This window comes from Streptomyces sp. NPDC021356 (genome assembly GCF_040641015.1).
GTDB lineage: Bacteria > Actinomycetota > Actinomycetes > Streptomycetales > Streptomycetaceae > Streptomyces.
The window spans coordinates 141,720-159,911 of record NZ_JBFACU010000003.1 but is presented as its reverse complement, the minus strand read 5'-3'; the positions used below and the strand labels follow the sequence as shown (position 1 = coordinate 159,911).

Sequence of the window (18,192 nt, the reverse complement as noted above, 5' to 3'; positions counted from 1 at the left end):
ATGGATCTGCGGTCACCCGTGTGTACGGACGCGGTCTGGCGGCTTCCGGTGACGGTCTGCCGCATCACCCAGTTCCTGGGTGAGCAGACGGCCGGCTCCTTGCTGGAGCGCGCCATCGCCTCCGCCGACGACACGCTGAAGCCTTCCATGATCCGCGACGGAGAAGTGGTCCCCGACTTTCGCCGGTCCCGCTCGCGCCACGACTTCGCCGCGCCTGAGCTGATGGCAGCCATCGACGAGGTGCTGGAGGCGGTCGAGCACACTCTTGGAGTCTCCTGCCAGTACACCGAACCCAGCTACAGCCTCAACGCGCACAACGACGGCGACTTCTACCGGCCGCACCAGGACACCAGCGCGGAGTTCGCCTCCCGGCGTCTGCTCACATTCGTGTACTACCTGCATCGAACGCCCCGGCCTTTCGACGGGGGCGAGCTGCGTGTGTTCGACGCGGCTCTGCCACTGCACACCGAGACAGCCGGGAGATGGCAGGAACGCACCTGGCGGGACTGGGAGCCCGAGCACGACAGCATCGTGTTTTTCCTCCCCAATGCCTGGCACGAGGTGCGGCCGGTCAGCTGCCCGAGCAAACAGCACGCGGACAGTCGTTTCGCCATCAATGGATGGATGTGCAGCCCCGATCCCGCGAACCGCGGGAACGACGCGAACCCGTGAGAGACATCGTCCCCGAGTCCGACTGCAGGGGATGCATCCCGTCAGTCGGACTCGAGGTGAGGGCACGTGAGCGCCCGGGACTCGAGCGTCCGGCCCGTTGGCCCGGTCGGTCAACCTTCAGTGGCAGAAACGCGCGCCGGTCAATTCGGTGGCAATCGGTCAAGGTTCAGTGGCACGGGACAGCCCGCTCCGGCGCCAGTTGACCGCACTGCGCTCCAGGCCGGCTGTCACGCTCACTGAGCGTGAGCGTGACACGCCCCGTGGCTCGTCGGCGAGTGCGGCGAGAACCTCCAGCGTCTTGAGTGAGGAGGTGAGAATCTGCGTACCCAAAGCTGTCTCCTATAGAGGGACACCGTCTCTCATGAGACACCGCGCTTTGGCATCCTTTTCGCCAACCCGTCAATGCCTCCTGGGTGCACGTCACCGAGACCTTGATGAACGAGGCATCTACGCTCATCCAACCTTCGATTGAATGATTGGTGAGCGCCATTGGCGCATCTTTCACAGGCATTTGAGAGGAACCCGGAATCAAGCATCCAGAAGCAGGCCACTTCACCCTGTCTTCCATGAGAGGACACCGAGATCACGCGGGAGTCCTCGAAGACCCACTCCGCCCACACCGTCTTGCCAACGGATGGCGAGTGCCACGACGAGAAGCAGCCTCGGCCGCAGACGTCCTCGCCGCCCGGAGCACAGCCTCCCTCCGGGTCCGGCGGCGTGCGTTCGGTACGGGTGTCGGTGACTCGATCCCGGCCGTGCAGGCGGGCGCGATCACGCGCAGCGGCATGAGTCGCGGCCGGGCATGTGGCCGCGCCGTACGGTGCCTGCGGTCAACTCGCCGGCACGATGTCCCCGTGCGGACCTGCGCCGCACGGAATGCCCCAGGTGTCCAGCCGGACGCGGCCAGTCGGCGGGCGAGGCGGGCGCCGCGTGGGGTGGAGGTGAACCGCATCCCCGAGCTGCGGCTCAAATCGCCCCCGGGACGCATGGTTTGGGAGTTGGGGTGGGGCTGGGGAGTTGGCTTGCCATGCCGCCAACTCGGCCTGTTCCAGTCAAGGCCGCGTGCGCGGCGGCGATTATCTCGAGCGGGGAGCCCGTGATGGCCCGGGACAGGACCAGTGCACCGAGCAACGTGCGGAGTCGGAGGATGCCCTCCTGGTCGTCACTGGCCAGGAAATCGGCGAAGGCGGCCGCCCCCTCGGAGTGGACGCGACGGGCCTCGCCCCCCGCCCTCGCGCGCGATGTCGGTGGCGAGCGCGGCGACCCGGCAGCCGTCCGCCGGGTCGTCGCGGTGCTCGACGGAGAGGTAGGTGTCGATCAGCGCCTGCTGGTCGGCGACGCGCTGCCCGTCGTGCCGCTCGAGCCCGGCCCCGTGGCGTCGGGCGAGTGCGGCGAAGGTGTGGGCGGCGGCCTCGTCGACGAGCGTCTCCCTGGAGGCGAACTGCTTGTAGAAGGCGCCGTGGGTCAGACCGGCCGCCTTCACCAGGTCGGCGACGCTGACCTGCATGCCCTGCTCGCGGAACAGCCGGGACGCGGTGCCCACCACCCGAGTCGGAGGAACTGACCGGAAAGCTGATCTCCGCCGACCGCGACCACTCCGTCCTGGCCCCGAAGTTCGCCCTCGGCACCGCCCCTCAACCGGACGTCTCCAGGTCCGGCAACAGCCGCAAGACCATGGCCGCCCCGGTGCACGCCCCGCCTGAAGCGGCGCGGACTCCATGCCCCTCGGCCGTCCGGGTCACCGCCAGGGCCAGTGCATGCCTGCGCACCGGATCAGCCGGCCCCCAGGTGATCGAACAGCGGCCCTGTGCCGCAGCACACGCGCCGCAGGGCCGCCGGTGTGAGTTCGGCGAGGGTGGGGTAGCCGTCCACGGCCATGATCAGGTCGGCTTCGGCGAGCAGTGCGCGCAGGACGTGGGCCACCCCGTCCGTGCCACCGAGGGCCAGGCCGTAGGCGTAGGGGCGTCCGACGCCGACGGCCGTGGCGCCGAGTGCGAGGGCCTTGACGATGTCCGCACCGGAGCGCACCCCGGAGTCGAAGAGGACGGGGAGTCCTTCCGCGGCCTCGACGACGGCGGGCAGTGCGTCGAGCGCGGGCAGGCCGCCGTTCGCCTGGCGGCCGCCGTGGTTGGAGCAGTAGATGCCGTCCACGCCCAGGTCCTTGGCACGGCGGGCGTCGTCTGGGTGGCAGATGCCTTTGAGGATGAGCGGCAGCGTGGTGAGCGAGCGCAGCCAGGGCAGGTCGTCCCAGGTGAGCGGGTTGCCGAAGATTCGGGCCCAGGTGAGGGACGTGTCCCTGGGGTCGTCCAGGCGGCCGTTCGGCAGCAGGGCGCGGAACGCGGGGTCGCTGATGTAGTTGGCCAGGCAGTGGCCGCGCAGCTGAGGGAAGTTCGAGCTGGCCAGGTCACGGGGGCGCCAGCCCGCGATCCAGGTGTCGAGCGTGACGACGACACCGGCGAAACCGGCCTTCTCGGCCCGGTGGACGAGGCTCTCCGCCAGTGCCCTGTCCGTGGGAGTGTAGAGCTGGAAGAAGCCGGGCGTGCCGCCGAACTCGGCCGCCACCTCCTCCAAGGGGTCGGCCGAGAGGGTCGAGGCGATCATGGGTACGCCGGTGCTGGCGGCGGCGCGGGCGGTCGCCAGGTCGCCGTGACCGTCGTGGGCGCAGATGCCCAAGACCCCGACCGGGGCCATGAACAGCGGCGAGGGCAGCGTCAGGCCGAAGAGGCCGACGGACAGGTCACGCCGGTCCGCGCCGACGAGCATGCGCGGGGCGAGGCCCCAGTGCGCGAAGGCCGCGCGGTTGGCGTTCTGTGTGTGCTCGTCGCCGGCTCCCCCGGCGACGTACGACCACACAGTCGGTGGCATGGCGTGCCGGGCCCGTGCCTCCAGTTCACCGAATTCCATGGGATGTTCCGGAACGACGCCGGACAGTCCGTTGAGGTAGATCTCGTTCTGATAGGCGGCGTACGGCTCTCGGGGTGCTGGATGGCTGGACATGGCGAGGGCTTTCCCTTCCGGCGGTCAGGGCCAGGTCGGTCGACCGCCGAGGTACGTCGCTGTCACGGCGACGTCCTCCTGGAAGCGGTCGGGGTGCACGGTGCGTGGGTCCGTGGTCAGGACGACGAGGTCGGCGCGCATTCCGGTACGGAGCATGCCGATCTCGTTCTCCAGGTGCAGCTGCCAGGCGGGGCCTGCGGTGACGGCGCGCAGGGCCTCCTCGATGGTGAGGCGCTCGTCGGGCCCGTGTACACGGCCGCTCGGGCGGCAGCGGCGCGTGATCGCGGTGGCGACACCGGAGAGGGGGTCGGTGGGCGAGCAGACGCCGTCGTTGTGGAGGGAGACACGGTGGCCGGCGTCCACGGCCGTCCGGGCGGCCATCCAGCGGGCGTCGACGTCCGGGCCGAACAGGTCGTCCGTCAGCACGTCCCCCCACCAGCGCACGTGGTCCATGAACAGGCTGACGGTCGCGCCGAGCCGGGCGGCGCGGCGGTGCTGGCCCGCCGTGACGGTCCGCAGTGCTCCAGCCGCGGTCTGAGCGAGCGCAGCCGCTCGGGATCGTCGCCGGCCGCCGTCTCGTAGGCGTGCAGGCCAGCCTCACAGGTGACGTCCCCATGCACATGGGGGGCCACGGGAAAGTTCTGGGCAGTGAAGGCGGCGACCAGGAAGGCGAGTTCGTCGGTGCTGTAGTTCATTCCGCCGTGGGCGCAGCGATCGAGGCTGATGCGCACGGTGGCGTCGCCCGCCCGGAAGGGAAAGCTGGTGGCGATGCTGCCCTGCCAGGGCGTGCCGTCGGCCCGCAGCTTCATACCGGAGACACCGAACATCTCGCGTGCGGGGGGCGTAGCCGGTGAACCGCCGGCCGGGATCGGCGGCCGGCTCGGGCGTGCCCATGACGTAGGCACGCACCCGCACCTCGGCGTCCGGCTGTTCGGCGGCGGCGCGCAGATCGGGCAGCAGCCGGGGTTCGGCGGCCATTTCGGTCACCGTGGTGATGCCGACCCGGGCGTGCTGGGCGAAGGACCACCGCGGGGCCGTCCGAACGCGGTGCTCGTCGAGACGGTCGCCTGCGACGGTGTTCATCAGCGCGATGACGGCCGCACTCTCGTGTGCCTCGCCGCTGGGCTCGCCGCTCTCGTCGCGGACGAAGCGGCCACCGGGCGGGTCGGACGTGGCCGCCGTGATCCCGGCTGCACGAAGGGCCGGGGTGTTGCCGTACGCCGCGTGACCGCTGTTGGAGACGACCACGAGTGGGGCGTAGGGACTGATGCCGTCGAGCAGGTCGCGGGTCGGCGAGGCGAGATCACGCTGAAGCAGCAGGTCGATCCCGTACGCGCCGACCGGCCGGCCGGGTGCCGATGCCACGGCCGCGCGGATCTCGTCGTAGACCTCCCACCCGGTCGGCACGGTGAAGGGGCGGACGTCCACGGCAGACGGCGCGACGGCCAGGCCCATGATGGTCGGGGGGCCGTGTGCCTCGATGAACCCCGGCAGCGGCGCCCGTCCCTGGAGGTCCACCACATCGGTGCCGGGACCGCGCAGGGCGAGTACGTCGCGTGCGGCGCCCGCGGCGGTGATGGTGCCGTCACGTACGGCCAGGGCCTCGGCGTCGGGGGCGGCGGGGTCCATGGTGAAAAACGGGCCGCCGGTGAAGGTGCGTTGTGGGGTGTCAGACATGGATCCGCCCCGGTTTCAGGAGGTCAGCCACGGTGAGGCAGCCAACAGGAGGTAGTGCACGCCCAGTTCGATGGTCGGGTCGGGCACCGGCGCGAAGAGCGGCGAGTGGTTGTGGGGGATCTCCGGCGGGATGCCGTCCGCCAGGATGTCGGCCCCGGCGAACGCGGCCGGGTCGAGGCCGCCGAACGTCCAGTACACCGACGGCGCGCCGAGCGCCGCTCCGAAGGCGCCGAAGTCCTCGCTGCCGGTGAGGGGGTGCGGCAGGTCGATCACGCGTTCCGGGCCGAGGGCGGCCCGGAACGCGGCCTGGACGGACGCGGTTGCCTCGGCGCTGTTCACCGTCACCGGGAAGGCGTTGATGACGGTGATCTCCGGTTCCTTCGGCGCCGCCGAGGCAGCCGCTTCGGCGCGGATGATCCGCTCGACCCCGTCCAGCACCTGTGCGCGCACCGCGGACGTCGTGCTGCGGATGTTGATCGTGAGGTCGGCCGTGTCGGGAATGACGTTCTCCCGGGTTCCGGCGTGCAGCGTTCCCACCGTGACGACGGCCGGCCTGTCCGCCGCGACCTCGCGGGCGACCACCGTCTGCAGGCGCATCACGGTCGCGGCGGCCATCACCACCGGATCGACGGTCGCAGCCGGGGTCGATCCGTGCCCGCCGCGTCCGTGCAGGCGTACGGCCAGACTGTCCGAGGCGGACATGAACGTCCCCGGGCGGGTGGCGACCAGCCCCGCGGGAGCGGGGGCCACGTGCTGGGCCAGGCAGATGTCCGGGCGGGGGAAGCGCTCGGCGAACCGGTCCGCGACCATCGCCGGGGCCCCGCAGACCTCCTCCGCCGGCTGGAACACCGCGACGACCGTGCCCTGCCAGGCGTGCTGGTTGGCGGCCAGCAGGGCCGTCGCGCCGAGGAGGCAGGTGACGTGCACGTCGTGCCCGCAGGCGTGCATCACGGGCACCTCCTGGCCGGCGGCGTCCGTCACCGTCCGGATCGAGGCGTACGGCAGTCCGGTCGCCTCCCGCACCGGCAGCGCGTCCATGTCGGCCCGCAGCAGCACGACCGCTCCCGGCTTCCCGGAGGCGAGGACCCCGACGACACCCGTGCCGCCGACGCCCTCGGTCACCGTCCAGCCCTGCTCCCGCAGTCGGGCGGCGACGATCTGGGCGGTACGGATCTCCTGATGGGACAGCTCGGGGTGGGCGTGCAGATCGCGGTACAGAGCGAGCAGGTCGGGCAGTTGACGGTCCAGGCCGTCAAGGAGGGCGGCGGTCACGAGGACTCCTTCTCGGTGGGTACGGGGGTGTCGGCCGGAGGCGTGCGCCGGTGGACGGCGGTGGTGAAGGACTCCGTGTCCTGCGGGGTCAAAAGGGCCAGCACCGCCGTGATGACCGGACCGATGGCGAGGACGGCGAAGGCCGCTTCGAAGGAGATCGCGTCCGCGATCACGCCCAGCACCGGCGGCACGACCATGCCGGCGACCTGCCCTCCGAAAACGATGACCGCGCTGCCGACACCGACGAGTTCGGGGGCGAGGCTGCGCAGCGGCACGGCGAGGATGGGCATGTAGCACAGGGAGGCGGCCAGGACGGCGATGGTGCCGCACGCGATGGCGCCGGTGAGGCTGGGCGAGAGCGCCATGAGGCACAGAGCCGGAGCCGCGACCGACATGGCGGGCAGGATCACCTTGCGGTGGTGGCCCTCGAACCGATCGGAAAGCCGCCCGCCCAGCAGGGTGCCGAGCGCCGCGGCAAGGGAGGGCACCGCCACGAGGACGCCGGCGGAGGTGAGGGAGAGCCCGCGTTCCGTGTTGAGGTAGGACGGGATCCAGGTGCTCAGCCCCCACATGAGGGCGGAGTATCCGAAGAGCATCAGGGAGAAGCGCCACAGTACGCCGATGCGCAGTACCTCCCGCAGCGGGACGCCGCTCGCGGCGGGCGCGGCGCCCTCGGCATGCTCGCGGGGAGCTGGCAGCCACAGCCGTACCGCGACGTAGACGAACACGCCCACCCCTGCGGCCAGGACGAAGGCCCAGCGCCAGCCGACCACCGCCGCGAGCGGCGGAACAGCCAAGGGCGCGGCGACGGAGGCGAGGGCGTTGGAGCTCATGATCAGCCCCTGCGCTCCCATCCGCTCGCCGACCGAAGTCCGCTCGACCAGGGCCTTCATGGAGGCGGAAGGGAAGATGCCTTCGGCCGCGCCGAAGGCGAAGCGCACCAGCAGGAGGGCGGTGAAGGACCAGGCGAGACCGGTGAGCGCGGTGAAGAGCGACCATGCGAGCAGCGCCCAGCAGGTGACGCGTTTGGCGCCGAACCGGTCGGCCAGCATGCCGCCGGGTATCTGGCAGGCGGCGTAGGAGGCGAAGAACACGGAGACGAGCAGACCCTGCTGCCCGCGATCGACGTTGAACTCGTCACCGATCGTCGGGAGGATCACCGCGAGCGCGGTCCTGTCCACGTAGTCGATGAACCATGCCGCGAACAGCAGGGCGACGGTGCTTCTGACCGGCGCGCTCATCGCCGGCTGCGCTCCGGTGGCAGAGGAACGGAGGAAGGGCACGGTGGTCCTCTCTGAGACGGCCGCGACGGCGCGGGGCCGGTGCGGTCCCTGTCCGTCGGTCAGTGGAAGAGGTCCGGCTGCTCCTCGGTGATCTGGTCCCAGAGCGGCCGGAGCTGGAACCACCCCGACAGCGGGCTGCCGATCTGCTCACGTACCTGGAGCGCGGTCTCCCGGTCGATGAGGAACGGTGTGCCGGCCGCCATCGCCAGCAGCTGTGCCTGACAGGAGCGCTCCATGGTGATGAACCACCACGCGGCCTCGGCGACGGTCCGGCCGACCGTCAGCAGACCGTGGTTGGCGAGGATGACGGCCTTGTGCGGGCCGAGTGCCACGCCGATCCGCCGGCCCTCCTCCGTGTCGTTGACGACGCCGCGGAAGTCCTCGTAGAGCCCGTGGTCCTCGAAGAACGCGCAGGCGTCCTGCGTGAGCGGGTCGAGGCGTCGGCGCAGCGCGGAGAACGCCTTTCCGTGCACGGAGTGCGCGTGCGCCGCGGCGACCGCGTCGGGGCGGGCCTTGTGGACCTCGGAGTGGATGCAGAACGCGGCGCGGTTGACGGGGTGACGGCCTTCGACGACGTTGCCGGCATGGTCGACGAGGACCAGGTCGGAGACCCTGATCCGGCTGAAGCTCATCCCGAAGGGGTTGACCCAGAACCACTCGGGGTTCTCCGGGTCCCGCGCGGTGATGTGGCCCGCGACCCCTTCGGAGAACCCGAGCTTCCCGAACAGCCGGAAGGCGGCGGCCAGTTCCTGCTTGCGGTGCAGCCGTTCCTCCTCGATCGAGTCGAACTCGGGCGGGAGCATCGCCTGGAATCCGGGCGGCACGGGACCCACGCCGGTGTGCGGTGCGGTGGACGTTTCCATCGTTGGCCTCCTCGTTGAGCGCCACGGGCACGGACCGTATGAGATACGGACCCGCATGGGATACGAACCCGTATCGCATACGATGCTGTATCGTGAGGCGGGTCATGCCGAGGTGTCAATGGCCGGGAAGGAACGACGTGCCGAAGGGACCCACCAAGCGCCGCCCGCAGACGACCGCGCGGCTTCTTCAGGCGGCTCAGGAGACGTTCGCCGAGCGCGGTTTCCACGGCTCCTCGATCGAGGTGATCTGCGAGCGGGCGGGCCTGACCCGCGGGGCCTTCTACTCCAACTTCCGCGCCAAGGAAGACCTGTTCTTCGCCCTGTTCGACCTGCACGCACAACGCGTGGTGGACCGCCTGACGCATGCGGTCGACGAACTCGACACGGCCGAAGACCCCGTGCGGACGGTCCTCACCCACATGGGCACCGTCGACGAGACCGAACGCCGCTGGTACCTGCTGTCCACCGAGTTCACCTTGCACGCCATCCGGCACCCCGACACGGCCCGCGCCCTGGCCGACCACGACCGCCGCCTGCGCGAGGAGATCGTCCGCGTGCTCGCCCTCCTCTTCGACCGCATCGGCCGCAGACCCACGGTCGACCTGGACCTGCTGGCCCGCCTCACCGCGGCCGTCCACGAAGGCTCCCTGGCTCAGAGCCTCGTCGAACCCGACCGCCTGGCCCCCGAGCAGCTGGCCGTCACCTTCCTGCCGGCGTTGCTGGAGACGGTCTCCGAGCCGGTGGCCACGGAGGGGTGAGGGGAGATTCAGCGGCTGCCGCTCGGCCGCCCGGCGGACTGAGGTCGCTGCGAAGCCCACGCCATGCGGGCGCCCCCGTCGGCCGAACGGTCCCCACCCGCCCCGGCGTCAATCGTCCGCTTGCAGGATCGCGGGCAGGTACCTGCGCAGCAGCTCCCCTGGCTGGAGTTGGCCGGGTTCGATGAGGGCCTGCATCATCGCGCCTTCGTGGAGGGCGATGATCAACCGCGCGAGCATGTCGATGTCCGGGTCCGCACGCCGCCCGCCGCGGGCGAAGAACACCGCCAGGAGTTCGGCGAACCGGGCCCGCAGCCAGCGGTCGTGCTCGGCGAGCCGCCGAGCGGTCTCGGGATGCCGGATGGCGTGCAGGGTGAACTCCGTGGACGCCAGAAACCACAGGCGCTCCTCGTCGCCGCTCCCGCTCCAGGCGCCCGACAGCCCGTCGAGGACCTCCTCGACCGTGGCCGCCTGGGAGATCGCCGCGTCCAGACGGGCCACCTCACGGTCGGCATGTTCGTCGAACAGGGCGAAGAACAACGTCTCCTTGTCCTCGAAGTTCGAGTAGAACGCCCCTCGCGACAGCCCGGCGCGTGTGCAGATCTCCTCGACGGACGCGCCGTGGAAACCTCGCTCCGCGAACGCCTCCAGCGCCGCCGCCCGCAGTTTCGCCACACTTCGCGCCCGCGTCGGCGCACCCTTCGCCATGACGTCCTTCCCCACCCGTTGACGCTGCCTGAGGTCCGTGCCACAGTACGCGTCACTCATAAATGAACAACCTCGAATTTTATGGAGGTGGGCCACCGCCGTGACTCTGGACCCCGTGCTCGGCGCTCTCGTGAAGCAGCTCCCCGAACCGGCAACGGAGATCGAGGACCCTGAGCGGTACCGCATGGAGAAGCGCCAACTGTTCGAACAGCTCTCCGCGCGATTCATGGAACCCGGTCCCCCTGTCGCCGAAGTGCGGCTCGTACGACTGCCGGTGGCCGACGGCGAGATCGCCTTGCGTGTGTACCGGCCGGCCGGGCCAGGGCCCCGCCCGATCCACCTCTACCTCCACGGCGGCGCCTGGATCTCGGGATCGGTCTTCGAGCGCTCCACGGACGTCTGCTGCCGCGAGCGCGCCGCCGGAGCCGGTCAGGTCGTCGTCGCGGTCAACTACCGCAAAGCTCCTGAGAACCGGTTCCCCACGGGTCTCGAAGACTGCTACGCCGCCCTGATGTGGGCCGCCGAGCACGCGGCGGACATCGGTGGCCGCGCTGACGGCATCAGCGTCGGAGGAGTCTCCGCCGGCGCCAATCTCGCGGCCGCGCTCTCCGCCAAGGCCCGGGACGAGGGCGGCCCCCGCATCCGCCTTCAGATCCTGGAGGTCCCCGCGACCGACCTTGCGGGGGACTTCGAATCCCACCGGCTGTTCGCAGAGGGCTTCGCACTGTCCTCGACCACGATGTCCCTGGCCAAGTCGGCCTACGTCCCCTCGCTCGAGCAGCGTTCCCATCCACTGGTCTCGCCCCTGCGGGCGACCGACTTCTCCGGCCTCCCCAGAACGCATGTCATGACCGCGGAGTACGACATCCTCAGAGACGAGGGGCTGGCGTACGCCGAACGTCTGAGCGAGGCCGGAGTCGAGGTGTCCCACACCCTCGGCCGGGGCCATGTGCACATGTCGATGATGCTGACCGCGGTCCTGCCCGCCGCCCGTCAGTGGCGCGCCGAGGTCCTCGACGTGCTGATCCGGTGACCCGCGGTCTCGTCGAGTACTCGAGAAGGCAGTACGCCGTCGTCGGCTGACCGACGCGGGACAGCGGGCGAAGGCTTCTCAGCGATGCCATCAGGCCGTGTCCTGTTGGCTGACCTCGACCGACTGGCTGCGCCTGCTCCTGGCCTGAGCAGCGGTGCGTCGGAACGAGTGGCGCGCAGCAACACGAGCGCCGTGAACGGTACGAAGGGGAGGCCGGCCGTCACTGTGCCGACCAGCGGTGGCCCGGCCTGCCCCAGGAGCGAGTCAGGACGATGCACACCCCAGGAGTCCGCGGCGATCCCCGCGCTGGACGACGAACTGCCCGGCGCGGAACCGGCAAAGCGCACTACCAGCGCGCCGAGCACCCGACCATGGTGCCGGTAAGCCCAGACCGCAGCCGGTCAAAGCCAGGGGCACGGTCGCGGTGGGCTCGCTCGGTGAGCGGGATCGAGGCCCCAGGGGCAACGCGGTGGCGCTCAGCGCCAGCCAGAGGCGGGCCATCGCCCTGCGACCGGCAGGCTGGCCCCCTCTGCCCAGGGAAGGACGGCGCGCGTCAGACGCGGACCAGCGGGCCAGTCGACCGACGCTCCGTCGGAACCGGCGTCAAATGAGCGTCACGACTGGCCGGACGCACCCGCCCTCGATACGGCAGGCGCGTCACCTTCATCAAGAGCTCTACGGATCTTGTCGCTTTCTCCGGGACGACTGCGCGGCGCCGGTGTTCCTACTCCTCCGTGGCAGCGTGGGAGCGTCGGCCGGAGAGCTCTTCTCTACGGTGAGTGGCCTTACGGCGTGGGGCTCACGCCCCTCGATCCCCTCGGTCCCGGGGATGGGGTCGGTCTGCAGTGGTGCGGGAGCAGAACGCCGGGCGTTGTCCGGGACGGGCAGGACGTTCCGACGCTGCAACTCGGCGACGCTGACCAGCGGTGACATGAGAACACGGTCGAGCAGCTCATTCTGAGCCGACTGCAGCTCGACCAGATGCCACAGAACGGACAACACGTACTGGAGTTCCTTACTCCAGGCAGGTAGCCACCGCTCGGGCCGGATGTGGTCCAGCTGGCTGACGGCTCTGCGAGACGGCGGTCCCGTCCTACGTTTCAACCAGCCGTCGAGAACGTTCTGTCCGCTGACCTGGTAATCCCGCATTTGCTGAGTTACCGCACCGAAAACTCCTTGGCCGAAGTGGAGTTCCAGACGGTCGGAGTCGTAGACGAAACTCTCGGGTAGTTCGTCCCTGCCGACCTGTCTCCGGTACCTGATCGCCGGCTGTGCGGTCGTCCAGACCTCCTGGGGTCCGCCGGGCCTCCCCGCCACCGGGTCCACGAGTCTCTCTCCGAAGGTGGAGGCCCAGATCACCTTCCGCCCGATGTGCAGCGCCTCCGACCACAGCGTGGCGTCACCCGTGAGCGGTACGCGGACGCCGACGGTGGTGAGTTCGTCATCGAAGCGGGACCGGAAACCAGGGTGGGCCGTGATCGCGGCGATGTACGCGAGCAAGTCCTCGGCGGAGACAGCCAGACCGCCGAAGGAGTTACGAAGGTGCTGGAGAAGGCCGGGGGTCACATTGGGAATGCCGTCCTTCTGCTGGAAGGGGATCACCCTGCCACCACCCCAGCCGGCGAAGTGATGCATGTCCGGCATCAGCGCGGTGAACAGCGTGGCGGGGCCGTCACCGAACCGTTCTGAGTGCAGCTCCACGATGTGTATCTGGCCCTCGGCCCGGTTCTCCCACAGCTCCGGCGAGCACCTGTCAAGGACTCTGTTGTCCGGGATGATCCACTGCCGATCGAAAGGGCGGAAGGCCACGGGCACCGGCTCCGGACACTCGGGACCCGCCTCCAGCATCGACCGCCTTCGCTGTGCCGATCCCGGGAGCGGCTTGACCGGCCGGTCGATGATACGGCCGCCTTTGGTCTCCCTGAACAAGGCACGCTTCTCGGCCAGGTCCGTCTCGGCGGTCAACCTCCGCCACCGGGAGCGCAGCGTATCGGGGTCCGCGGAGTAGACCCACGTCCGCTTGGGCAAAATGCCGGGCACTGTCCATGGCAGCAGATCATCCAAGGCGGGATACGTATCCCATGCTCCGATGGCCGCAGGGGTGAACGGAGCATGGGCATCCTGACGCACCGGGCGCCACTGGTCACTGTCCGGCCCGAGAGCCTCGAGCTGTGCGTACTTCTCCTCACGAGTGCTGCCGTCCAGGGCGACGTACCTGATATGGGCAGGTTCGGTGTCGGCTCTGCTGCGGACGAACACGGCGATCGTCAGTTGCTGCTGAACGCCCTCGAAGAGGCGTGTCCGTAAAGGTGGCTGGATACCCTCGGGGCTGAGGTCGATGATCCAGCCCTCGGAACAAGTCTCACGCAGGTACTTCCTCATCCCTCGGAAACCGGGCCCGCTGAGGAAGCCCGCGGTACTGATGAAGGCGACGATTCCGCGGTCCGACTCGGAACGGTGCTGTTCGAAGACCTTGAAGGTGGCCCAGCGCCAGAAGTAGACGTACAGGTTCTTCAGCTTGTTCTCGTGTACTCCGTTTCTGCCACCGAGGCGGAAGGCATCGAGCAGGGGTGCTTTGTCATCCCCCTCGCGCCCTTTCTCCACCCATCCGCCCTCCCCCTCGGCTCTCTCCCGGTCCGGGGGGTTACTGATCATGACAGTGACCTTCTGCTCGCGCTTGATCCAGTCCGCCTTGCGGGTGTTCTCGACCAGAGGATCGCCATCGGGCAGGAACGTGAAGAGCGTGGCCCTCTCGTAGGGGTCTGCGAGGGTGTCGGCGAGATGGAGCCGCAGATCGCCGAGTTGAGTGTCGGTGACTTGCTTACGGAGGGTCTGGGTGATCCTCATCTGCGCGACCGCGTAGGCGGCCATCTGACGCTCGAAGCCGATCAGCCGGCCCGCCAGCTGTTCCACCGCTTCGCCGCGGAAACCCTCCCCGCGGCGGGAGCGTTCTTCGGCGACCCTGTCGATAATCTCGCTGAGGAATGTGCCGGTGCCCATGGCGGGGTCGACGATCGTCACCTGCTCGTCGGCGAAGCCCTCCACACAGCCCAGGCGGGTACGCAGGACTGCGTCGGTGAAGCGAACCATCTCCTTCACCAGCCGGGGCGGGGTGTAGTACGTGCCGGAGCGTTTACGCAGATCGCGGTCGTACTCCTGGAGGAAATCCTCGTAGAGATGAACGTGGGCGTCGGGCGTCCGTGCTCGGATCGCCTCCCAGTCGACAGCGTCGATGACCTGCACGAGCGTGTCGATTCGGCGGGCGAACTCGGCGTCCACCGTCTCCGTCAGCAACTGCAGGGCTCGACCCATGACCGTGTTCTCTGCCTTCAACTCATGTGCAACATCAACGAAGTTGCGGTCGGCGAGCGGTACGTTCTCGATACGGGCCAGCAGCAGGGCGAAGGCGATCGTCTGGGTGTAACGGTCGGCGAAGAGGTGATCGGGGTCTTGCCCATCGGTTGAGGGGAAGAGCACCTTGCTCCAGTGGTGTGCCAAGGCGGTGAACGGCTTGGGGACAAGTCGTCGGCTGCGAGTACCGTCTGCCGTTCTGCGTTCGAGGGCGAGCTGCTCCAGCACCTCCTCACGCAAGTACTGACACAGCGGAGCGATAGACGACACCAACTGGCCAACAGTCGTGATGCGTCGGGGCTGCCAACCGAGAAATTCCCGCAACAGATCCCGAAACGCCGCTCCATCGGCTGCACTGATACGCAACCGGCTGCCGGACCGGTACAGATCACCTTCGAGCCGAACCGTGCGCAGAGGCCGCGACCCGCCTCGGTACAAGCACCAGGTGTGACCGTTGCTATACAGCACATTCGGCAGTCGGCGCATCAGCTCCCACTGCTCCCGGTCCCGCTTCGTGAAGCCGTCAGGCGTGACGTCGTGCCCCGGGGCCTTCAGCTCGAGGAACCCGGTGATGCGCCCCGATGTCTCCACCGCGTAATCCGGACGCACCCGGGCCTCGGGCAAGGAATACTCAGGATGAAGGCGAGGACGCAGCTTCCAGCGCGCCCCGAATGTCTCCACCAGCTTCGCCACCGGCAAGCTGATGGACGCCTCCGTGTCGCTGACCCGCAGACGCTCCCTGCACTCGGACCCAAAGTCCGACACGAGAGTCCGTATCCACTCCTCCGGCACCTTGTCCCCTCCAAGCTGTGGACGCGGACGGTGGATCACCGCAGACACAGCTTGTTGGAGGCGAAAGGACCGGCTCAGTGCGCACGGGGGGCGCGCGAGGGGCACGGACGGCGCGTTCCGTGACCGCTGGGAAAAGAGGGGCGGATGTTGGTCGGGAAGAGACCTCCAGAGCCCCCTTGACCGCCCCCTCAGGCGGGAAGGCGCTCTCGGGATGCCATTCCCGATTTACTACCGGGGTGCTGGAATCCTTCCTTCATACCGTCATCGCAGCGATGCACAGTGTGCGAATCAAAGAAGGCGAGCGGCCCCTCTGCCCCGCCTCTCGAAAGTCCTACAGATGCTTGCCGCCATAAGCATTAACCCGCTGGACGGACGACCCCCGAGGATGGGACCAGCGCCCGGCGGACTGGCAGGAGTCAGCACCGCTCACGGAATAGCAGACTGCGGCAACCAGCTCACCAGGAGATCCACCCCCGCTCGCTCCGGACGCCAGCTCGCTCATCATGACACTCGCAACGTCTCCGGCCGCCATAATGGAGTCATGCCCTCCAGCCCACAGCACCCCGCGCCCACCCCAAGGGACGTCTCGGGAGCGGACGCCGAGGACCTCGCGCTGTACCGGGAGAAGTTCCGTCGCCGTCTGCCGGAGTCGCTGGACGAGCTGCGCGGGCCGACACACGGTGTCGTGGATCTGCCGCTGCACCTGGCCTGGTCCGGGATGACCTCGTACGACCTGGGCAAGCCGCGCCAGCGTATGGGCCTGTACCGCACCGTCTTGCACGAGGGCCTGCACGACGACCTGCCCCGCTATCTCAACCAGGACCTGCTCCTCCATCTGTGGCCAGTGCTGCGCACCCTCGTTGGCCGCACCGTGCGCGCCGTATGGGAGGACGCCTTCCCCGAGCTCGCCTCGCGACTCTCGTCGTGGGAAAGGGGCGGGCTAAGCACCGTCCGGGACGCGGCCGTGGAGGACGGCGTTCGCGGCGAGTTCGGCGACGACCAGGACGACCGTGTCGTGTGCCTCGGTACCGTGCGGGTGGCCCCCACCCGGTTACCGACTTTCGAACTCCGAGAACTGAGCTGCCCGGTGTGGTGCGAGATACCGAGATCATCTCGCGACGGCCCCAGTAACGCCCAGAGCCCCGAAGCGAGCGTCAGCCGAGCGTCAAGATTCCTCGACGGAACCTCTGAAAGCGCCGCCGAAGCGACCGTCTGCCTCAAGAAGTCGCAGGTCAGGCAACCTTCAAGGATCGATCCGTCCATTCGACCCGCTGCATGGAGAGAAACAGGTCGGTCGAACCGCCTGCGAAACAAAGCCGCAGGTCAAGCGCCCTTCACGGCAGGCTCAAGGATAGCCACACACTCCACATGCGACGTCATCGGAAACAGATCGAACGCCCGCAACGTCCGCACCCGATACCCGCCCTCCCGGAAGTACCCCAGATCCCGCGCCAGCGCGGCCGGGTCGCAGGCCACGTAGGCGATGCGGCGGGCGCCGAGGGAAGCGAGGTGGGTGACCGTGTTGCGGCCGGCGCCTGCTCGGGGCGGGTCCAGGACGATGAGGTCGACGTCGGTGATGCCGGTGCGCGGGAGGACGGAGTCGACCTTGCCCTGTTCGATGCGGACGCGGGGGAAGTCCGCGAGGTTGTGGCGGGCGTCCTCGACGGCGCGCTTGCCGGACTCGATGCCGAGGACGGCGCCCTTGTCACCGATGCGGTCGGCCAGGGCACCGGCGAAGAGGCCGACGCCGCAGTACAGGTCGAGGGCCATGTCGCCCTTGCGCGGGAGCAGGCCCTGCATGACGGCGGTGACCAGGGTGTCGGCCGCCTTGGGGTGGACCTGCCAGAAGCCGCCGGCTCCGACGCGGTGGGTGCGGCCGTCGGCGCGTTCGCGGACGAAGGGGCGGCCGTGGACGCGGTGGACGCCGCCCGTCTTCTCGTCGACGCGGAGGACGGAGACCGGCTTGTCCAGTTCGACCAGCGGGAGGCGGGCGCCCGGGCGGGGGGTGAGGACGACCTGGCGGTCCTGGGAGCCCGTCGCCGCGATCGCCTCGACCGTCTCCATGCCGGTCCAGTCGCGCTGTTCGATGCCCAGCTCGCTGACGCCCTCGGCCGCGATCATGCAGTGGTCGATGCGCTCGACCTCGTGCGAGCGGTGCCGGCGCAGACCCGCGTGGCCCTCGGCGTCGACGGCGTACTGGACGCGGGTGCGCCACTGCGGGACCTCGCCCGCGGGCAGCTTGTCGCCCTCGGCGGGCATGACGGTGCCGTCCCAGCCGGCCTCCTCCGGGGTGAGACCCGCGAGGCGCTTCAGCTGCTCGGCGATCACCTCGCCCTTCAGGCGGCGCTGGGCACCCGGCTTGGCGTGCTGCCAGTCGCAGCCGCCGCAGCGGCCCGGGCCGGCGTAGGGGCAGGGGGCCTCGACGCGGTCCTTGGACGCCTCAAGGATCCGTACGGCGTCCGCCCGCAGGAAGCGGGCACCCTGCTCGCCCTCGGTCACCCGGGCCACGACGCGCTCGCCGGGCAGCGCGTGCCGGACGAAGAGGACCTGGCCCTCGGCGGTGCGGGCGATGCAGTGGCCGCCGTGGGCCACCGGGCCGATCTCCACCTCGTACTCCTGGCCCACCAGCGAGTCCGTCTCCGGCCCCACCTGCGAGTTCTTCGGTTCTGCGTGCATGGTGGGGTGGCTCCAGATCGAGAACGGGGAAACGGCCGGACAACAGCCCACCAGTCTACGTGGGTGTCGTCCGGCCGTTCACCACGAGGCCACTGCTCAGACCACGGCTCACC

At 69.3% G+C, this 18,192-nt stretch carries 10 protein-coding genes and 5 pseudogenes; 4 read left to right on the top strand and 11 right to left on the bottom strand.

All coding sequences use genetic code 11. The features are described 5' to 3' along the window. Nucleotides 1–672 (top strand): 2OG-Fe(II) oxygenase, encoded by a 672-nt coding sequence (locus AB0G56_RS04835; RefSeq protein WP_360963669.1) that lies wholly within the window; start codon nt 1–3, stop codon nt 670–672. A 966-nt stretch (nt 673–1,638) separates the two neighbouring features. Here AB0G56_RS04835 and AB0G56_RS04830 read toward each other — a convergent pair. The 7 genes and pseudogenes from AB0G56_RS04830 to AB0G56_RS04800 all read right to left on the bottom strand — a co-directional run bounded on the left by AB0G56_RS04830 (nt 1,639) and on the right by AB0G56_RS04800 (nt 8,704). Continuing rightward, nucleotides 1,639–2,179: pseudogene (locus tag AB0G56_RS04830) on the bottom strand (TetR/AcrR family transcriptional regulator). Between the two features lie 266 nt (nt 2,180–2,445). Continuing rightward, entirely contained in the window at nt 2,446–3,669 is a 1,224-nt protein-coding gene (locus tag AB0G56_RS04825; RefSeq protein WP_360963666.1) for an alpha-hydroxy-acid oxidizing protein, read from the bottom strand. A 24-nt stretch (nt 3,670–3,693) separates the two neighbouring features. Beyond that, nucleotides 3,694–4,478: pseudogene (locus AB0G56_RS04820) on the bottom strand (amidohydrolase family protein). Between the two features lie 154 nt (nt 4,479–4,632). Beyond that, nucleotides 4,633–5,298 (bottom strand): annotated as a pseudogene (locus AB0G56_RS04815) (amidohydrolase family protein); the annotation flags it as partial. A gap of 63 nt (nt 5,299–5,361) precedes the next feature. Continuing rightward, nucleotides 5,362–6,618 (bottom strand): amidohydrolase, encoded by a 1,257-nt coding sequence (locus AB0G56_RS04810; protein WP_360963663.1) that lies wholly within the window; start codon nt 6,616–6,618, stop codon nt 5,362–5,364. Beyond that, nucleotides 6,615–7,859, bottom strand: a complete 1,245-nt coding sequence (locus tag AB0G56_RS04805; protein ID WP_360963660.1) for an MFS transporter — start codon at nt 7,857–7,859, stop codon at nt 6,615–6,617. Before AB0G56_RS04805 ends, AB0G56_RS04810 begins: the two co-directional genes overlap by 4 nt. Nucleotides 7,860–7,960: 101 nt before the next feature. Then, nucleotides 7,961–8,704 carry a class II aldolase/adducin family protein gene (locus tag AB0G56_RS04800; RefSeq protein WP_360964251.1) on the bottom strand — a complete coding sequence of 248 codons (744 nt, stop codon included), beginning with the start codon at nt 8,702–8,704 and terminating at the stop codon, nt 7,961–7,963. A 197-nt stretch (nt 8,705–8,901) separates the two neighbouring features. On the opposite strand from AB0G56_RS04800, the gene AB0G56_RS04795 reads away from it, so the two are divergent. Then, nucleotides 8,902–9,522, top strand: coding sequence for a TetR/AcrR family transcriptional regulator (locus AB0G56_RS04795; protein ID WP_360963657.1), 621 nt, complete (start codon nt 8,902–8,904; stop codon nt 9,520–9,522). A 108-nt stretch (nt 9,523–9,630) separates the two neighbouring features. Here the strand turns inward: AB0G56_RS04795 and AB0G56_RS04790 are convergent, their stop codons facing one another. Beyond that, nucleotides 9,631–10,227, bottom strand: coding sequence for a TetR/AcrR family transcriptional regulator (locus AB0G56_RS04790; RefSeq protein ID WP_360963654.1), 597 nt, complete (start codon nt 10,225–10,227; stop codon nt 9,631–9,633). A gap of 100 nt (nt 10,228–10,327) precedes the next feature. On the opposite strand from AB0G56_RS04790, the gene AB0G56_RS04785 reads away from it, so the two are divergent. After that, complete coding sequence (locus AB0G56_RS04785) at nt 10,328–11,260, top strand: alpha/beta hydrolase (RefSeq protein ID WP_360963652.1); 933 nt, start codon at nt 10,328–10,330, stop codon at nt 11,258–11,260. A gap of 675 nt (nt 11,261–11,935) precedes the next feature. Here AB0G56_RS04785 and AB0G56_RS04780 read toward each other — a convergent pair. Then, nucleotides 11,936–15,304 carry a type ISP restriction/modification enzyme gene (locus tag AB0G56_RS04780; RefSeq protein ID WP_360963649.1) on the bottom strand — a complete coding sequence of 1,123 codons (3,369 nt, stop codon included), beginning with the start codon at nt 15,302–15,304 and terminating at the stop codon, nt 11,936–11,938. Nucleotides 15,305–15,944: 640 nt separating this feature from the next. Here AB0G56_RS04780 and AB0G56_RS04775 point away from each other — a divergent pair. After that, a pseudogene (locus AB0G56_RS04775) lies at nt 15,945–16,319 on the top strand (hypothetical protein); the annotation flags it as partial. Nucleotides 16,320–16,355: 36 nt separating this feature from the next. Here the strand turns inward: AB0G56_RS04775 and AB0G56_RS04770 are convergent. Both AB0G56_RS04770 and AB0G56_RS04765 read right to left on the bottom strand, forming a co-directional pair. Beyond that, nucleotides 16,356–16,445: pseudogene (locus AB0G56_RS04770) on the bottom strand (ATP-binding protein); the annotation flags it as partial. Nucleotides 16,446–16,726: 281 nt separating this feature from the next. After that, nucleotides 16,727–18,079, bottom strand: a complete 1,353-nt coding sequence (locus AB0G56_RS04765; protein WP_360963646.1) for a TRAM domain-containing protein — start codon at nt 18,077–18,079, stop codon at nt 16,727–16,729. Between the last annotated feature and the right edge of the window lie 113 nt (nt 18,080–18,192).

Bases quoted from the DNA above. Each gene is read 5' to 3' on its own strand.
- AB0G56_RS04805 (WP_360963660.1), bottom strand. From the start codon at position 7,859: ATGAGCGCGCCGGTCAGAAGCACCGTCGCCCTGCTGTTCGCGGCATGG.
- AB0G56_RS04835 (WP_360963669.1), top strand. From the start codon at position 1: ATGGATCTGCGGTCACCCGTGTGTACGGACGCGGTCTGGCGGCTTCCG.
- AB0G56_RS04800 (WP_360964251.1), bottom strand. From the start codon at position 8,704: ATGCTCCCGCCCGAGTTCGACTCGATCGAGGAGGAACGGCTGCACCGC.
- AB0G56_RS04790 (WP_360963654.1), bottom strand. From the start codon at position 10,227: ATGGCGAAGGGTGCGCCGACGCGGGCGCGAAGTGTGGCGAAACTGCGG.
- AB0G56_RS04825 (WP_360963666.1), bottom strand. From the start codon at position 3,669: ATGTCCAGCCATCCAGCACCCCGAGAGCCGTACGCCGCCTATCAGAAC.
- AB0G56_RS04765 (WP_360963646.1), bottom strand. From the start codon at position 18,079: ATGCACGCAGAACCGAAGAACTCGCAGGTGGGGCCGGAGACGGACTCG.